The 16,753-nt window shown below is 58.6% G+C and carries 17 protein-coding genes; 9 read left to right on the top strand and 8 right to left on the bottom strand.

Going from position 1 to position 16,753, the window contains the following annotated elements; genetic code table 11:
• The first annotated feature begins 54 nt into the window (after window positions 1-54).
• Window positions 55-621 (top strand): TetR/AcrR family transcriptional regulator, encoded by a 567-nt coding sequence (locus tag LRL22_RS13455; protein WP_270905574.1) that lies wholly within the window; start codon window positions 55-57, stop codon window positions 619-621.
• 58 nt (window positions 622-679) lie between these two features.
• On the opposite strand, the gene LRL22_RS13450 is transcribed toward LRL22_RS13455, so the two are convergent.
• Complete coding sequence (locus LRL22_RS13450) at window positions 680-1,633, bottom strand: LysR family transcriptional regulator (RefSeq protein WP_270905573.1); 954 nt, start codon at window positions 1,631-1,633, stop codon at window positions 680-682.
• Window positions 1,634-1,789: 156 nt separating this feature from the next.
• Here LRL22_RS13450 and aguA point away from each other — a divergent pair, with 156 nt between their 5' ends.
• Complete coding sequence (gene aguA, locus LRL22_RS13445) at window positions 1,790-2,887, top strand: agmatine deiminase (RefSeq protein ID WP_270905572.1); 1,098 nt, start codon at window positions 1,790-1,792, stop codon at window positions 2,885-2,887.
• A gap of 256 nt (window positions 2,888-3,143) precedes the next feature.
• The gene (locus tag LRL22_RS13440; protein ID WP_270905571.1) at window positions 3,144-4,847 is read left to right on the top strand and encodes an amidase; all 1,704 of its coding nucleotides are present in this window, start codon (window positions 3,144-3,146) and stop codon (window positions 4,845-4,847) included.
• 97 nt (window positions 4,848-4,944) lie between these two features.
• On the opposite strand, the gene LRL22_RS13435 is transcribed toward LRL22_RS13440, so the two are convergent.
• The 3 genes from LRL22_RS13435 to LRL22_RS13425 are packed head-to-tail and all read right to left on the bottom strand — an operon-like array spanning window position 4,945 to window position 6,193.
• On the bottom strand, window positions 4,945-5,391 hold the full coding sequence (locus LRL22_RS13435; protein WP_139474427.1) for a hypothetical protein: 447 nt from the start codon (window positions 5,389-5,391) through the stop codon (window positions 4,945-4,947).
• Window positions 5,388-5,705, bottom strand: coding sequence for a DUF4325 domain-containing protein (locus tag LRL22_RS13430; RefSeq protein ID WP_139474426.1), 318 nt, complete (start codon window positions 5,703-5,705; stop codon window positions 5,388-5,390). The genes LRL22_RS13435 and LRL22_RS13430 overlap by 4 nt, the downstream gene beginning before the upstream one ends.
• Window positions 5,702-6,193, bottom strand: a complete 492-nt coding sequence (locus LRL22_RS13425; RefSeq protein ID WP_139474425.1) for an ATP-binding protein — start codon at window positions 6,191-6,193, stop codon at window positions 5,702-5,704. The genes LRL22_RS13430 and LRL22_RS13425 overlap by 4 nt, the downstream gene beginning before the upstream one ends.
• Before the next feature lie 549 nt (window positions 6,194-6,742).
• Between LRL22_RS13425 and cphA the strand changes: the two genes are divergently transcribed.
• Window positions 6,743-7,507, top strand: coding sequence for a CphA family subclass B2 metallo-beta-lactamase (cphA, locus tag LRL22_RS13420; RefSeq protein WP_270905570.1), 765 nt, complete (start codon window positions 6,743-6,745; stop codon window positions 7,505-7,507).
• A 227-nt stretch (window positions 7,508-7,734) separates the two neighbouring features.
• Complete coding sequence (locus tag LRL22_RS13415; RefSeq protein WP_270905569.1) at window positions 7,735-9,006, top strand: hypothetical protein; 1,272 nt, start codon at window positions 7,735-7,737, stop codon at window positions 9,004-9,006.
• A gap of 84 nt (window positions 9,007-9,090) precedes the next feature.
• Here LRL22_RS13415 and LRL22_RS13410 read toward each other — a convergent pair whose 3' ends face one another.
• From LRL22_RS13410 to LRL22_RS13400, 3 genes are all read right to left on the bottom strand, one after another.
• Window positions 9,091-10,338, bottom strand: a complete 1,248-nt coding sequence (locus LRL22_RS13410) for a DEAD/DEAH box helicase (RefSeq protein WP_270905568.1) — start codon at window positions 10,336-10,338, stop codon at window positions 9,091-9,093.
• Window positions 10,339-10,435: 97 nt separating this feature from the next.
• On the bottom strand, window positions 10,436-11,935 hold the full coding sequence (locus tag LRL22_RS13405) for a GGDEF domain-containing protein (protein WP_270905567.1): 1,500 nt from the start codon (window positions 11,933-11,935) through the stop codon (window positions 10,436-10,438).
• A gap of 126 nt (window positions 11,936-12,061) precedes the next feature.
• The gene (locus LRL22_RS13400; RefSeq protein WP_216950211.1) at window positions 12,062-12,526 is read right to left on the bottom strand and encodes a hypothetical protein; all 465 of its coding nucleotides are present in this window, start codon (window positions 12,524-12,526) and stop codon (window positions 12,062-12,064) included.
• Between the two features lie 198 nt (window positions 12,527-12,724).
• Here LRL22_RS13400 and LRL22_RS13395 point away from each other — a divergent pair, with 198 nt between their 5' ends.
• Window positions 12,725-13,633, top strand: a complete 909-nt coding sequence (locus LRL22_RS13395; RefSeq protein WP_270905566.1) for an SAM hydrolase/SAM-dependent halogenase family protein — start codon at window positions 12,725-12,727, stop codon at window positions 13,631-13,633.
• An 81-nt stretch (window positions 13,634-13,714) separates the two neighbouring features.
• On the opposite strand, the gene LRL22_RS13390 is transcribed toward LRL22_RS13395, so the two are convergent.
• Window positions 13,715-14,275: a gamma carbonic anhydrase family protein gene (locus LRL22_RS13390; protein WP_005335471.1), complete on the bottom strand. Its 561-nt coding sequence runs from the start codon at window positions 14,273-14,275 to the stop codon at window positions 13,715-13,717.
• 197 nt (window positions 14,276-14,472) lie between these two features.
• Here LRL22_RS13390 and LRL22_RS13385 point away from each other — a divergent pair, with 197 nt between their 5' ends.
• The 3 genes from LRL22_RS13385 to LRL22_RS13375 all read left to right on the top strand — a co-directional run bounded on the left by LRL22_RS13385 (window position 14,473) and on the right by LRL22_RS13375 (window position 16,508).
• A complete protein-coding gene (locus LRL22_RS13385; RefSeq protein ID WP_270905565.1) occupies window positions 14,473-15,114 on the top strand; it encodes a ribonuclease T2 family protein in 642 nt (213 codons plus the stop codon).
• A 72-nt stretch (window positions 15,115-15,186) separates the two neighbouring features.
• Window positions 15,187-15,465: a helix-hairpin-helix domain-containing protein gene (locus LRL22_RS13380; RefSeq protein WP_270905564.1), complete on the top strand. Its 279-nt coding sequence runs from the start codon at window positions 15,187-15,189 to the stop codon at window positions 15,463-15,465.
• Complete coding sequence (locus LRL22_RS13375; RefSeq protein ID WP_270905563.1) at window positions 15,462-16,508, top strand: NAD(P)H-dependent flavin oxidoreductase; 1,047 nt, start codon at window positions 15,462-15,464, stop codon at window positions 16,506-16,508. The genes LRL22_RS13380 and LRL22_RS13375 overlap by 4 nt, the downstream gene beginning before the upstream one ends.
• Window positions 16,509-16,753: the final 245 nt, after the last annotated feature.

Below are 16,753 nucleotides of genomic sequence, written 5' to 3'. Positions count from 1 at the left end.
TATCGGCGGGCCCTGTTGCTCCTTGCCGGTGAACCATTTCCCACGGGAGGAACCATGCGCATAGCCGAGTTTGATCGGGACGAGGTACTGCGAAATGCCATGGAAGCGTTTCGCGCCAAGGGATATGCCAAGACCACCATGCAGGAGCTGGTGGCCGCCACCGGCCTGCACCCGGGCAGCATTTACGGCGCCTTTGGCAACAAGCGCGGCCTGCTGCTGGCGGCGGTGGATCACTATGTCGAGGGTAAACGCACCCAGCGCCGCTCCCTGCTCGACAACCCGAGCCCGCTGGCGGGCCTTGCTGCCTATCTCGACCGGATTGTGGGGGAGGCGCTCTGCGGCTCCTGTCTGGTGACCCGCACCATGATGGAGCTGAGCGAGCAAGATGAGGAGCTGACCCAGCGGGTCAAGGGTATCTATGGCGAGCTGGAGCAGGATCTGGCCGAGTTGCTGACACAGGCGCAGGCCAAGGGCGAGCTGGCCCCGGATAGCAATATCCACACCCTCACTGCCCTGCTGCTGATCAACCTGCAAGGGCTTATCACCTTCGCCCAGTGCCGCCCCGATCGCCCCCTGCTCGACGATGTAGTCGCCCAGCTGATGCGGGCCCTGCGGGCGTAACGCGATACCGCAGAAACAACAGTGGCTCCCTCGGGAGCCACTGTTGTTTGCGGGAGGGTTACCTCGGCCCCACCAGCTCTTTCATCAAATCTTTCAGCCATACCAGCGCCGGTTGCTGCGCATGCACGGGATGCCAGACGCAGTTGAGGTGGTAATCCGGCACGTCTTCGGGCAGCGGCAGGCTTTTCAGCGGCCAGTGGGTGGCAAGCAGCTCAGCCACCATGCTGGGCAGCACCAAGAGGTGATCGCTCTGGCTGACGATGGCGGCGGCGGACATATAGCTCTGGCTGTTGACCGAGATGGTGCGGCTAAAGCCCTGACTCTTCAGATAGCGGTCGAGGCTCGCCTCCGAGGTGCCCAGCGGCGAGTGGAACACATGGGGCATGGCGATGAGCTGCTGCAAGGTGATGCGCTCCATCCACTGGGAGGGGTCATCCTCGGCACCGGCGGGGGCCGATTTGGCAATGGGCAGATCGGCGCGCACCAGTCCGGCCAGCGGTTCGGTGAGCCAGGTCTCCTTGCCCAGATACCCCGGCACCTGCATGTACTCGTCAAACCCCAGCACCAGATCGATCTCACCGCTTGCCAGCTCGGCTTCGGGCAGGGTGTCGCGCAGGATGCGGATCTCGATGGTGACCCCCGGCGCTAGCCGTCTGAGCTGCTGAATAAGCGGCGGGATCAGCACGCACTCCACGTAATCTGTGGTGCAGAGCACGAAGCGCCGCTTCGACTGGCTCGGCTCGAACTCTTCTTCCTCGGTGAGCTGCTGCTCCAGCAGCCGCAGCGCCTGCTGCACCCCGAGGTGCAGCCGCTGGGCGCGCGGGGTCGGCAGCATCCCCTGCGGGGTGCGCACCAAAAGCGGGTCGCCGAGAAAGGTGCGCAGCCGGTTAAGCGAATGGCTCATGGCGGGCTGGCTGATAAAGAGCGCTTCGGCGGCGCGGGTGACGCTGCCCTGCGTCATCAGGGCGTCAAACGCGAGCAGCAGATTGAGGTCGAGCTGGTGCAGTTTCATGGGGGGGATTATTCGCCGTGTTTATGGGACAATCCATCCTATTCATTTGATGGATGGGGGCGCAACGTCTTACTCTGCGACCCACTGTTATTTTTCCGGGTTCCCGCGCCGCATCGGGCGTAAACGGGGGCCTCAATCCATGCAAGGAGCCTTGCGATGAGCATCAAGACCATTAACTCCACGCCGGCCGCCGACGGCTTCACCATGCCCGCCGAGTGGGCGCACCAGCAAGCCGTCTGGATGATCTGGCCGTTTCGCCCGGACAACTGGCGCGTAGCCGGTCGCTTCGCGCAAGAGACCTTCGCCAAGGTGGCCGATGCCATCGGTGGCGCCACCCCGGTCTTTATGGGGGTACCGGCCCAGTTTATGGAGCAGGCCCGCGCCATCATGCCCGCTCACGTCACTCTGGTCGAGATGAACAGCGATGACTGCTGGGCTCGCGATACCGGCCCCACCATCGTCACCAACGCGGCCGGCGAGTGCCGTGGGGTAGATTGGGGCTTCAACGCCTGGGGCGGTCACAAGGGCGGTCTCTACTACCCGTGGAATCAGGATGAAGAGGTTGCTGCCCAGATGCTGACCCAACACGAGATGGCTCGCTACGATGCGCCGCTGATTCTGGAAGGGGGCTCCATCCACGTCGATGGCGAAGGCACCTGCCTGACCACCGCCGAGTGTCTGCTCAACGAAAACCGCAACCCGCACCTGACCAAAGAGCAGATCGAAGCTCACCTGCGCGACTATCTGGGCGTCACCAGCTTTATCTGGCTGGACGAAGGCGTCTATATGGATGAAACCGACGGCCACATCGACAACATGTGCTGCTTCGTGCGTCCGGGTGAAGTGGCGCTGCACTGGACTGACGATCAGAACGATCCCCAGTACGCCCGCTCCGTGGCCGCCCTCAAGGTGCTGGAAGCGGCGGTCGATGCCAAGGGTCGCAAGCTGAAAGTGTGGAAGCTGCCCCAGCCGGGCCCGCTGTTCTGCACCGAAGATGAGTCTGCCGGTGTCGAGAGCGGTACCGGTGTGCCGCGCGAGGCAGAAGGCCGTCTGGCTGGTTCCTATGTGAACTTCCTTATCACCAACGATCGCATCGTCTATCCGCTGCTGGATGCCGCCACCGATGGCGAAGCCCAGCGCATTCTGGAGGAGATCTTCCCGGATCATACTGTGGTCGGCGTGCCGGCCCGCGAGATCCTGCTGGGCGGTGGCAATATTCACTGCATTACCCAGCAGATCCCTTCCGGCAAATAAGAACCGGATGACGATCCTGCTGCGAAGCCGTGATCAAGGCTCATGTGCTGCTCGGAATCCTCATGTATTCACATACACTCCGGTTCCTGCGCTGCTCTTCACCTTGCTGACGGCCTCTCGCGACGGGTCGTAAACCGGTTCCAGCTGGTATTCAAAACCCCACGCCGTGGGGTTTTATCTCTTGATGGTGTGATGGTCGCAGGCGCTGATGCGGCGAACATCATGACAAACAGTCACCCTTTTACAGGAGATCCCCATGATCGAAGTGACCGAGGTTTCCATTGCCGAGCTGCGTGCCGCGCTCGAATCAGGCCGCACCACAGCGGTCGAACTGGTCAAGGCCTATCTGGCCCGGATCGAGGCTTACAACGGCCCCGAGACAGCCACCAAACTCAACGCCGTGGTGGTCGCCAATCCCGATGCGCTGAAAGAGGCCGAGGCTTCCGATGCCCGCCGTGCCCGTGGCGAGACCCTGAGCCCGCTCGACGGCATCCCCTACACCGCCAAAGACAGCTATCTGGTCAAGGGGCTGACTGCCGCCTCCGGCAGCCCGGCCTTCAAGGATCTGGTGGCCCAGCGCGATGCCTTTACCGTGGAGCGCCTGCGCGCCGCCGGTGCCATCTGCCTTGGCAAAACCAATATGCCGCCGATGGCCAATGGCGGCATGCAGCGCGGCGTCTATGGCCGTGCCGAGAGCCCCTACAACGCAGACTACCTGACCGCGCCGTTTGCCTCCGGCTCCTCCAACGGGGCCGGTACTGCCACCGCCGCCAGCTTTTCTGCCTTTGGTCTGGCCGAAGAGACCTGGTCGAGCGGCCGTGGCCCGGCTTCCAACAACGGTCTGTGTGCCTACACCCCGTCCCGTGGCGTGATTTCGGTGCGGGGAAACTGGCCGCTGACCCCGACCATGGATGTGGTGGTGCCTTATGCCCGCACCATGAATGACCTCTTGGAAGTGCTCGACGTAGTGGTCGCCGACGATGCCGATACCCGTGGCGATCTCTGGCGCATGCAGCCCTGGGTGCAGCTGCCCAAGGCCTCTGAAGTGCGTCCTGCTTCCTATCTGGATCTGGCTGCCAAGCCCGATGCCCTCAAGGGCAAGCGCCTCGGCGTACCGCGCATGTTTATCAACAAGGATGAACTGGCCGGCACCAGCGAAAACCCCGGCATCGGCGGCCCGACCGGTCAGCGCATCCATACCCGCGAGACCGTGATTGCCCTGTGGGAGCAGGCCCGTCAGGCGCTGGAAGCTGCTGGCGCCGAAGTCATCGAAGTGGACTTCCCGCTGGTCTCCAACTGCGAAGGGGACCGACCCGGCGCGCCGACTGTGTTCAATCGCGGCATCGTGAGCCCGGAGTTTCTCAACGACGAGCTGTGGGAGCTCTCCGGCTGGGCGTTCGACGACTTCCTGCGCGCCAATGGCGATCCCAAGCTCAACAAGCTGGCCGATGTCGATGGGCCAAAGATCTTCCCCCACGATCCGGGCACCCTGCCGAACCGCGAGGGCGATCTGGCGGCGGGCATGGACGAGTACGTCAATATGGCCAAGCGCGGCCTGAAATCGTGGGACGAGATCGCCACAGTGCCGGATGGCCTGCGCGGTCTGGAGAAGACCCGCAAGCTGGATCTGGAAGACTGGATGGACGGGCTCAAGCTCGACGCCGTGCTGTTCCCCACCGTCGCGGACGTCGCCCCGGCTGATGCGGATGTGAATCCGGCCTCTGCCGATATCGCCTGGAGCAACGGCATCTGGGTTGCCAACGGCAACCTCGCCATCCGCCACCTCGGCGTGCCGACCGTCACCGTCCCCATGGGCATCATGGCCGATATCGGTATGCCGGTGGGGCTGACCTTCGCCGGTCGCGCCTATGACGACAACAACCTGCTGCGCTTTGCCTCGGCCTTCGAGTCCACCGGCAGCAAGCGGATGGTACCGCCGCGGACGCCGCCGTTGGGGTGATTGCTGGCTGGGGTTATTGGTTATAGCGAGAATAAAACCACCTTCACGTATAGGGTGGTTTTATTTATAGTGTTGTATTTTATATATTGTTATATGCTTAATAATTTTGATGTCGTATTTTGAATATCTCGCCTTTTAATTTTTCAGCTAAGTTTAATATGGCTGCAACCTTATGGGCCTCATCGTCTGATACATCATTGAAGTTTCCACCTGTACATTCATCATTTAATTCATGTAGTAGTTGCATTATGTCACTGGATTCAAATCCTGAATAATCATCGTCCATAGATTTTAAGAACGTTGCTAAGCGAGATTGCAATCCTACTATGTAATGAGGATTGGATTTTAGTTCATCACTTGATTTAAGTTTTGACCAATGGCGACAAGCACATTCCGCGTAGTCATCTATCATTTTACAAACAATTTCTATTCTTTTAGAAAAATCAGATGAATAAACAGTGTATTTTGTTCTCCAGTAAGTGATCAGTGCACCAATGATAGCGCCAATTAGTATTTTTATAATTACAGAGTCATGTTCTGTCATTTTTTTGCAGCATCTCTAATGTATGTAAGCGCGCTGTTTCTATTAAACTCACAATCTGAAACTATATTTAATCTATTCAAAATCTCTTCAGTGGTCATATTGGAATGTCGAACTAAACCACCAAATATTTCTTCTAAAGATGAGGCTGGAAGTCCATATCTCATAGAGATATCCAAGGTTACTAAATCATGTGTTAATAAGCTTGGTAACAACACATCATCACGAAATGCCTCTGCAGATTTTTCACTTTCTGTACGAAAACGACCAAATAGGCATTTGGTGTAGTCTTGTAAAAAAATAGTGTCTTGGCTCATGATGTGGTCTCAGCGGATATGGCTATCGTTGCCTTTACTCCGGGTAGATATTTACTTGTTTTCGTGACGTCTTTTTTTTCTTGGTCTAGGTGATAGCATATGGAGTCACTATTTAGCTCAAAAGAAAAAAGCTCGCCACGTTTTACGTCATTGAAGATTGACCATAATCCAAGACCTCTGTTATTAATTCTGCCTTCTACTGCAAACTCAATTGAGTTCTTTTCATCAAAGGTATATTTTTCACCTTTATCGCTTAAACTCTTCTGCACTCCCCTACCATCATCACTAACACAGATCGTTATCAGATTGTTGTTTTTTGTTATTTTCAATTCCCAATTAACTATATCAACTGTGTTTGGTTTTGATGCATGGGTATAAACATTTGAGATTAACTCCATAATATGAGGAATAACAATGCTTATGTTATTTTTGAATAAATTTAGACTGACGATTGATTCGATTGTTTTTTCAGCGGAAAATATTTCCATGGTATTAGACTTATATAGGAAATTTATAGTCATTAGCTACTTTCCCAAACAATATACATATGCAGCATTGTCATACTCTTTCAGGTCTATTGTCTAGTAGATTTAACACCTGAAAAGGGAGATTCTTTCGCACGTTGGGACGATTGTTGATGCGAGGCTAGAAGGGGGGTGATTCTAATAGTTCTGCATATTCGGACGATCGCGAAAGGGAGGTTGCCGAGAGGTCGCTGGCATTCAAGGTTGCTTGAACGTTTTTCCATCACCATGTTCGCGGTAAACGGACGATTACGCTGCGCTAATCGTCCCTACATCAAGGCGGTGATTGCGCGTTTTGAGCCTTACCTCTCTCCATTTTTCGCACTGCCAACTGCCATTTTTGCCGTGGCTCGTCGCCGATTCCCCCTGATTTTTCTGAATTTTCCCAGACTTCACCTTCTCTTCACACAACCTCATTTTCCCCTCACAAATCCCCCGTATCTTCTGCCCACTGCTTAAAAGGCCCGGCTTGCCACAGGGGTGGCGAGGGGGCGGTTGGTTCGAGGGAGCAAGATGATGAAAGGTTGGATGAAGTGCACATTGGCCGGGGCCGTGGTGCTGATGGCGAGTTTCTGGGGGGGCAGCGTGCGGGCGGCTGGGATCGAGCTCAAGCAGGTGAGCGGCCCGGTCTACGTGGTGGAGGACAACTACTACATCAAAGAGAACTCCATGGTCTATTTCGGGGCCAAGGGGGTGACTGTGGTGGGGGCGACCTGGACACCGGATACCGCCCGCGAGCTGCATAAGCTGATCAAACGGGTCAGCAGCAAGCCGGTACTGGAGGTGATCAACACCAACTACCACACCGATCGGGCGGGCGGTAACGCCTACTGGAAGTCCATCGGGGCCAAGGTGGTGGCGACGCGCCAGACCCGGGATCTGATGAAGAGCGACTGGGCCGAGATTGTCGCCTTTACCCGCAAGGGGCTGCCGGAGTATCCGGATCTGCCGCTGGTGCTGCCCAACGTGGTGCACGATGGCGACTTCACGCTGCAAGAGGGCAAGCTGCGCGCCTTCTATGCGGGCCCGGCCCACACGCCGGACGGCATCTTTGTCTACTTCCCCGATGAGCAGGTGCTCTATGGCAACTGCATCCTCAAGGAGAAGCTGGGCAACCTGAGCTTTGCCAATGTGAAGGCCTATCCGCAGACCATCGAGCGGCTCAAAGCGATGAAGCTACCGATCAAGACGGTGATTGGCGGTCATGACTCGCCGCTGCACGGCCCCGAGTTGATTGATCACTACGAGGCGCTTATCAAGGCGGTGCCGCAGTCATAGCCGCTGCGTGGCAGAGAGCCTGCAAGCCTTGCCATTGCTGCAATCAGCAGCCATAACGGCGCACCACAAAACGCCCGCTTTCAGGAAATAAGCGGGGGTTTTGCTGTTGCGGCTTTTCTGCGGCCACTTATTGCGGGCGTTGGCACTGCGAGATTAGGCTGTTCAAGGGGGGTGGGCTTTCATAACATGGCGTTTAGTCATTCCCCGGAAAACCATAAATTTTCGTTATGCAATATGCCTCTCTCGCGCGCCTCAAGCAGGCCTTTATCACCGGGATGTGGGCCTCGCTGGTCAGCATCGTTATCGGCTTCGCCTTCAAGGTGTGGCTGGCGCAGTGGGTCGCCAAGGGGGAGCTGGCGCTGTTTAACAGCGTGGTGGATTTGATCTCCCTATCCTTTATCCTGATGACAGGTTTTCGCTCCTCCATGGTGGTGAGCTACTCCCAGACCAAAAACGATCGGGACATTATCAATATCTTCCGCTACTTCCTCATCGGCATCGTGCTGCTCACCTGGGGGGCGGTGATCCCCTATATCAAGCACGGGCTCCATATCCGGGTGGAGTATCTGCAACTGGTGGGGGTCATCTTCGGGCTGGGGCTCAAGGTCTACTTCACCAATCTGGTGGCCATGTACCGGATGTATCAGCTCTCCAACCGGGTCACCTGGCTGGAGCCGCTGGCCAACGGTCTGCTGTTTATGGCCTGTTACTTCGGGCTGGGGATGGATGCGCTCCCTTCGCTCTTCTACGGGCTGACCTTCTCGTCGCTCGCCATCGCCGGTTATATGTATGTTTCGCGCCGCCGGGCCATCGCCACCAGGCCGCTCGCCAAGGTGGCGCTCGGCCCAGAGATGGTGAGCTATGTGAAAAAGAGCTTCACCGCTTCGCTGGAGGCGGGGGCCAGCATCCTGATGATTTACATCACTGTGCTGCTCACCATCCGCCACTTCAGCATCGACGAGCTGGGGGATTTTCAGGTGGTGGTGCGCCCCATATTCACCTATATGACCACCTTGTTTGTCTTCCCCATTTACCGCTTTGTGCTGCCTGAGCTGGCGGTCAATCTGCGCAACGGCGATCACCGCCAGATAAGGCTGATCCGGCGCTGGATCTTCCGTCTCTCCGCTATCGTCAGCCTGATCTTCTTTGGCTTGATGCTGCTGGCGGGCAAGCCGCTGGTGTTGCTGTTCTTCCCCGCCGACTACGTGGGGGCGGTGCCTGTGCTGTTCCACTTCTCGATCTTCTTTATCTTTATGATGCTCAACGGCTATCAGCTCGCCTATATCAAGGCTCACGGTCACTTTACCCAGAGTTTGTTGATCCGGTTGGCGGGCATAGTGGCGCTGGTCGCCGCCTACTATCTGGTGGCCGAATTCACTGCCAATGTGGTGGCGATTATCGTGGCGCTGGGGCTCGGTTATATGGTGATGTTTATCCTCTCGACCCTGGCGGAGCGGCAGATCTTGCGATCCCTGCCACTGGTGCTGGCGACCCGTTAGGGGGTTACTCGCCAAGAGCTGGCCCCTGTCAGATAACAAAAAAACGCCCGTGCGGGCGTTTTTTATTGGCGGCGCAGGAGAGGTTTAACGCTTGCCCTTGCCACCCTTGTTGCCAGCGAGGGCCTGCTTTCTGGCGCGCTGCTTCTGGGCCGCCTTGCTATTGCGGCGCGGCTCGGGTTCGAAGCGGGTGAGATCCGGCTCAAAGCCCGGAAACCACTGCTGGGGCAAGCGGGTGTCGAGTACCGCTTCCACCTTCTCCAGCAGCGGCGCATCTTCCGGGCTGAACAGGGTAATGGCGAGCCCTTTGTTGCCGGCGCGGCCGGTGCGACCGATACGATGGACGTAATCCTCCGCCACAAACGGGAATTCGAGGTTAATCACGTAGTTGAGATCCGTGATATCGAGGCCGCGGGCCGCCACGTCGGTGGCGACCAGCGCCTGCAAGGTGCCAGCACGAAACTCCAGCAGCACTTTTTCCCTCGCGCTTTGCGACAGATCGCCGTGGAAGGCGAGGGAATTGATGCCCGCTTTGCCAAGCTGCTGGGCCAGCTTGTCAGCACCTTGGCGGGTGCGGCTGAAGATCAGCGCTGGTGCCCACCCTTTCACTTTCAGCATGTGTTCGACCAGCGCCAGCTTGCGATCGCTATCCACCGTGTAGACCCGCTGTTCCACCTCGGCCGCCGTGGTGTTGCGCGGTGCCACCTCAATCAGCTCGGGGTCACGCAGCAGCACCTTGCAGAGGGCAAACAGGTTGTCATCGCAGGTGGCGGAGAAGAGCAGGGTCTGGCGATCCGCCGGGATCTGTTTCAGCAGCGCCTTGATCTCGTCCATAAAGCCCATGTCGAGCATGCGATCCGCCTCGTCAAACACCAGATGGCGCAGCTCCGCCAGACTCAGCGCCCCCTGCCGCAGATGGTCGAGCAGGCGGCCCGGGGTGGCGATCAGGATATCCACCCCGGCCTGAAGCGCCTCCACCTGCGCCGCGATACTTACCCCGCCGTAGACCAGCGTGCTGGTGAGACCGGTACCCTGGCCGTAGCGCGCGACACTCTCGGCAACCTGCACCGCCAGCTCGCGGGTCGGCACCAGCACCAGCGTGCGGATCGGGCGGGGCTTTGCTTGCGGCTGTTGTAGCAACTGCTCCAGCAGCGGCAGCACAAAGGCGGCGGTTTTGCCGGTGCCGGTCTGGGCGCCTGCCATCAGATCCCGCCCCGCCAGAATGACCGGGATGGCGCGGGCCTGAATGGGGGTGGGGGCGGCATAGCCGAGTTCGGTCAGGGTCTGCTGCAGACGGGGGGAGAGGGCCAGTTCGGCAAAGGAGGCTGTGGACATAGGGGCACCAGTCGGAGTTATCGCGGCCTGCGGCCACGATGCAATGAGTGATCGTGGCCGCGATGGTAACAGAAGCAGGGGGAGCGGCAGAAGGCGGCTATGCCTCTGCGTCGTCCGGCAACGGGCGGATCAGCCGGGTCCTTTTGCCCTCGTAGCAGGCGATGTTGTGCTTGCCGTGCTGTTTGACGTGGTAGAGCAGCTCATCGGCCAGATGCACCGCCTCGGTGACGGTGAGGTAGTCGCGAATGCGGATCACCCCAGCGGAGAAGGTGATGGGGGTGGGCAGCTCGGGGATACCCAATGGGCGATCCAGCAGGCGGCCAGCGGAGTGGATCATCATCTCGTCATCCTCCATCCCCTTGAACAGTACGATAAACTCCTCGCCGCCCCAACGGATGGCGCTGTCCACCTTGCGGATATTGCTTCTGAGGTGGCGGGCAAAGGCGACCAGAGCCAGATCCCCGATGCTATGGCCATAGGTGTCGTTGATCGACTTGAAGTTGTCGATATCGAGGATCATCAGGTAGTCGTGCTCATGGAGCAGACTCTGGCAGAGCACATCTCTGCGTGGCAGCCGGGTCAGGTGGTCGGTGTGCGCCAGGGTGCGCAGCCGCAAGTAGATCTGCTTCCAGGCCACCATGCCCAGCAACAGCACGATGAGATAGACCTTGAAGGCCGCACTTTGCAGGGCCAGCTTGACGAAATCAAACCAGCTGTAGGACCACTTCAGATAGAGATCATCCCCCGCCTTGGTGCGCATAAAGGGTTTGCTCAGGCAGAGATGCCTCGGGCGGCAGGGCTCGGCGGCTTCAAACGATATGTTGGTGCGGGTCGGGTTGATGGTATCGAAGGGTCGCAGCACATCGTTAAATGCTTCATCGACGGCGATATCGATACCGAGCAGCCCGTATTTGTAACCGCCGCGTCCCGACTGATGGATGAAGGGGAAGTACATCACTATGGTGTTGCGCATGCTGAAGCTGTCGATCTCGATATCGGAGACAAAGGCTTCATCGGTGCTGCACAAAGGGCGGCCGGGGGCAAAGCTGGCGCAACCGAAGTAGTGATACCAGGCGGGCAGGGTCATCAGATCCACCTTGATCGGCGCCAGTCTGGCGGGCAGCACATTGTTGTCGGCCACCATGCCGATCAGCCGGTAGTCATTCCAGATGGTGTAGATATTGATCACCTCCGGGTAGGAGAGGGCATAGCGGAAGGTGTTGAGGATGTTGGCGGCCGGGTATTGCAGCGGAATATCGGCAAAGCGGCATTTGCTTTTGAGGTCATATCCGTAGAGATAGTCGCTGCCGACGCTATTCGGGGGCGGTGGCTGATCGAGCAGATGGTGTTGTGCCAGATAGCTGGTGATGTTCTCCACCTTGAGGATCTTGGCTCGCTGGTAGAAGACCTCGAACACGTTCTTCTGTCTGGCGGTGATGAGATCCATGTCGTGCTGGATAGTGAGATAGGTGTAGTAGAAGACAGTGCCCAACCCGGTCAGGGCGAGCAGGGCCAATCCGGCCACTTTGACGATGAACTGGCGAGCAAACGCCGGTGGCCAGCGCAAGGCTGGGGGGTTACCTGAAAATAAGGTCATAGGTGTCTGGTTAGAGTACCGATAGGGGCGCGGGCGCCATACGGGCAAAGTATACGCGAATGAAATCCCGACAGGATCCACCGACAAACCTTGCCTGAAGCTGAAGACCTCACCACTTATTTATCCCTACTCCACGATCAGCACGCTCTCGCTGGCCAGATGGTGCAGCCACTCCCTGACGATCAGCAGCACGGCGGCAAAGTGCTCGTCGCGGGGCAGCAAGCTGGCGGCCAGGGGATCCCCTTCCGCCATGGCGGCCAGCTGGCCAAAGGCTTGCTCCACCAGATCCCGGTCGAGCTGGTTGTCCCCCAGCGCTTCGGCCAGTGAGGGTTGGCTGCGCAGGGTCAGCTGCAAGCCGGGCGGGATCTGCGGGGCGATGCGCATCAGCTCATCTTCCACCACCATGATGGCCCGCTCCAGTTCGAGCGGGGTGGGCGGCGCGTGGCGAAACGGTCCGGGCTGGATGGCGTGGGTGCCAAAGGCCAGCGGGTAGTGTGACGGGGCCGTATCTGGCTGGCTCAGCCAGAGCTGACTGCTCTGTTCACCAATCTCCAGCAGCAGGGTCATCATCTCCGGTACGGGTTGTGTCATGGTGCTGAGCCCCTGTATTGTAAACGTTTTCCTGTTCTGCCTTTGATACCCCCGCCGCCGACGTTTGGCGAGCACAATTTCTGCGAGTCGTCCCTCACTTTGTTGCAAACCCCTTGCAAAAAAATCCATTGGTGGCAGTCTGGATGTCTAAATGGCTTTCGCTGTTTCGTTATCCTCAGATGATTCAGGAGTTCAGATATGGATATTCGCACCGCTCCCCGTGCCATCGCGCTCGCTCTCATGCTGGCAAGCGGCATCGCCGCCGCCAACGAAGCGCTGGTGATCCAGACCGATTTCGGCCTCAAAGATGGCGCCGTGTCGGCCATGAAGGGGGTCGCCTTCGGGGTGGACCGCACTCTGCCGCTCTATGACCTGACCCACGAGATCCCGGCTTACAACATCTGGGAAGCCTCCTACCGCCTCTACCAGACCCTGCAGTATTGGCCCAAGGGGACTGTGTTTGTCAGCGTGGTGGATCCCGGTGTCGGCACCGAGCGCAAGTCAGTAGTGCTCAAGACCAGGAGCGGCCACTACATCGTGACCCCGGACAACGGCACCCTGACTCTGGTAGCCGAGCACTTCGGCATCGACACCGTGCGCCAGATCGACGAGAAGACCAACCGCCTCAAGGGCTCCGAGAAGTCCTACACCTTCCACGGTCGCGACGTCTATGCCTACACCGGCGCCCGGCTCGCCTCCGGTGCCATCAGCTACGAGCAGGTGGGCCCGAAACTGCCTGCCGAGGTGGTTAAGATCCCCTATCAGCCTGCAGTAGCCGAGAAAGATGGCACCCTCAAGGGCACCATCCCGATCCTCGATGTGCAGTACGGCAACGTCTGGACCAATATCGACGATGCTCTGCTAACCAAGGCGGGGATCAACAAGGGGGATAACGCCTGCATCAAGATCCGCGAAGGGGATGTGGTCAAATATGACGGCAAGGCACCTTACGTCAGCAGCTTCGGCGATGTGCCGGAAGGTCAGCCGCTGGTCTACCTCAACAGCCTGCTGCAGGTGTCAGTGGCGTTGAACATGGACAGCTTCGCCGCCAAGCATCAGGTGCAATCCGGTGCCAACTGGCATATCAGCCTGAAGAAGTGCTCCTGATCCGCACATATATTAAGTAGCGATAGAAACAGCAACGGGCGCCTCGGCGCCCGTTTTGTTCTCTGGTAATAAAGAAAGGGATCAGAACTCGTTGGAGAGTGCCTTGTACCCTTTGACCAGATCGATATTGGTGTGGGCCACGTCCTCGGAGAACTCGGCGGCATCTACCGAAACCCGCGGAATATGGGTCAGATCGCTCTGCTGGTTGATGCGGGTGGTGGAGGGGACGTAGAACTCCGGCGGCAGATCGCAGCCATCGATCACCGAGTTGTGACGCACCACGGCACCGTCACCGATATGGCAGTTGAACAGCACGCTGTTGAAGCCGATAAAGACCCGGTTTCCCACTTCGCACGGTCCGTGGACGATGGAGCGGTGGGCGATGGAGGTGTACTCGCCGATGGTGACGGCGGCGCCGGATTTGGAGTGGATCACCACGCCATCCTGGATATTGGAGTTGGCGCCGATGACGATGGGTTCCATATCTCCACTCTCATCCACCTCGTCGGCACGGATCACCGCATAGGGGCCGACAAAGACATTCTCTTTGATGATCACCTTGCCGCAGATGATGGCGGTTTTGTCGATATAGGCGGATTCGTCGATGACAGGCAGATGGCCGGAGGGATTCTTGCGGATCATGTTACATCCTGTGGTTGCTTGAAATGATGCGGTGGCGCACCCGGCGCCAGGATGCCAGCTTACGCCTCGTTAGTATCCGGTGAAACCCCGAAGTGGTCTGACCCTTGTCGCAAGCCTTGGCGGGACCACTGTTTCCGCGCGCTGGAATATGGGAGCATTGCAGCCATTCCCGAGTTGGTTGAAATGGAAATATATAGATGAAGAAGATGATTGCCCTGTTGGCGGGTGGTTTGTTGCTCTCCTCGGCCGTGCAGGCCAAAGGGGAGGCGGGGGAGTTTGACTATTACGCCATGGCGCTCTCCTGGTCGCCCGAGCACTGCGCCGTCAAACCGGCGGATCGGGATCAGTGTTCCCGCAAGCTGGGCTTTGTGCTGCATGGTCTTTGGCCCCAGTACGATCGCGGTTACCCCAGCAACTGCACTCGCGAACAGCTCGATCCCGATATAGAGAGCGAGTTTGCCGACCTCTACCCCAGCCGTTTCCTCTATCGCCATGAGTGGGAGAAACATGGCACCTGCTCCGGCCTGAGCCAGCAGGCCTTCCATCAGCTGGCGAGTGATTTGCGCCAGAAGGTGAAGATCCCGGCGGCTTATCAATCCCCGGAAGAGCCGCTGCGCAAAACCAGCTTCCAGCTCAAGGCCGATTTGGCGAGCGCCAACGAGTGGCTGGCACCCGACAATATCACGGTGGCTTGCGCCGATGGTGGCCGCTTCCTGCGGGAGATCTACATCTGCGTCAATAAAGAGGGGACGGATGCGGTCACCTGCTCCGCCGAGATGCAAAAGCGCGAGCGCCGCTCCTGTGGTCAGCCGGACTTCCTGCTGCGCAGCGTGCGTTAAGCCTCCACTCTCTTCATCGGGCCCCTTGCGGGCCTGATGTGTAACCATAGCTATCGGAAAGGAATCTGACAGATGGATGGCAACAACCGGTTTGGCCCGACAGAGCGGGCAATGCTGCTCGGCGTGAAAGGGGTTGGGCCGACCGTTATCGGGCGGCTCGAACAGCTGGGCTATCATACTCTGGCCGGATTGGCCGAGGCCGACACCACCCATATCGTCCAGCTGGTGGCCAGCATGCTGGGCTCGACCTGCTGGCAGAGCAGCCCGCAGGCGCGCAGTGCCATCGACGGCGCTATTGCGCTGGCCCGCGCACATCTGGCGGCGGATGCGACAAACGGGGTGAATGGATGAGCCTCTTTACCGAACTGGGGATGCGTTATCCCATTATTCAGGCGCCGATGGCCGGTGTGCAGGGAAGCGAGCTGGCGCTGGCCGTGACCCGTGCGGGCGGCTTGGGTTCCCTGCCTGCCGCCATGCTCACATCAGCGGAGCTGCGCAGCGAACTGGGACGACTTACCCAAAGCGGCCTTGGGCCATTTAACATCAACTTCTTCTGCCACCTGCAACGGGAACCGGATCCCGTTGCACTGGCCCGCTGGCAGCAGCGCCTTGCTCCCTACTACGCCGAGTTCGGCCTACTTCCCCCAGCGGTCACGACGGTGCCAAGCCGTGCACCTTTCAATGAGGAGCATGCCGCCATGGTGGCTGAGTTCAGACCGGCGGTGGTCAGCTTTCACTTCGGCTTGCCCGCGCCTGAGCTGCTTGTCCAAGTGAAGGCTGCGGGGGCCAAGGTATTTGCCAGCGCCACCACGGTGGCGGAGGCCGTATGGCTCGCTCAACACGGCGCCGATGCTATCATCGCTCAGGGATTGGAGGCGGGCGGTCATCGCGGTCATTTCCTCTCCGATGATCTCGCCTTGCAGCAGAGCACCCTGACCCTGCTGGCACAAATCCTCGCGGTGACCGATCTGCCGGTGATTGCCGCTGGTGGTATCGTCGATGGCAAGGGGATAGCCAACGCGCTGCAAATGGGGGCGAGCGCGGTGCAGATGGGCACTGCCTTTCTCTGTTGCCATGAAGCGACCACCTCGGCGCTGCATCGCACCGCCATCCATTCACCAGAGGGCCAGCAGACGGCACTGACCAATCTGTTCAGTGGCCGTCCGGCGCGGGGGATCGTCAACCGTCTTATGAAAGAGCTGGGCCGGCTCTCGGATCTTGCCCCTCACTTCCCCTATGCCAGTGGCGCACTGGCACCGCTGCGTGCCGCCGCCGAGAAGGCGGGGGACTGTGGCTTCTCTCCGCTCTGGGCTGGCCAGAATGTATCGGGCTGCCGAGATCTTCCCGCTGGCGAGCTGATGGCGTGCTGGGTCAAAGAGGCTGGATTGGGATAAGCACTGCTATATACGCCTCTTTATATAGAAGCGCCCGTTGGTGCAGTGCGTCGGACGCGACGGTGCGGCGATGATGGATGTGTGCCTGTCCCCTTGTTAGGCACTTATCCTGAGACAAAACCCCGCATTTCATCCACTCCTGTGGATAAGTCTGTATAAAGGTTGTGTGTTGATATGAATAACTAATAAATTGCACTTTTTTGCAATTTTATTGCGGTAAAGCCTTGCCAATGTGAGCTGGATCT

It is taken from the genome of Aeromonas sp. PI_26, assembly GCF_027854445.1.
Taxonomy (GTDB): Bacteria; Pseudomonadota; Gammaproteobacteria; order Enterobacterales; family Aeromonadaceae; genus Aeromonas; species Aeromonas veronii.
The sequence above is the reverse complement of the archived record's forward strand: the minus strand, read 5'-3'. Positions and strand labels throughout refer to the sequence as shown.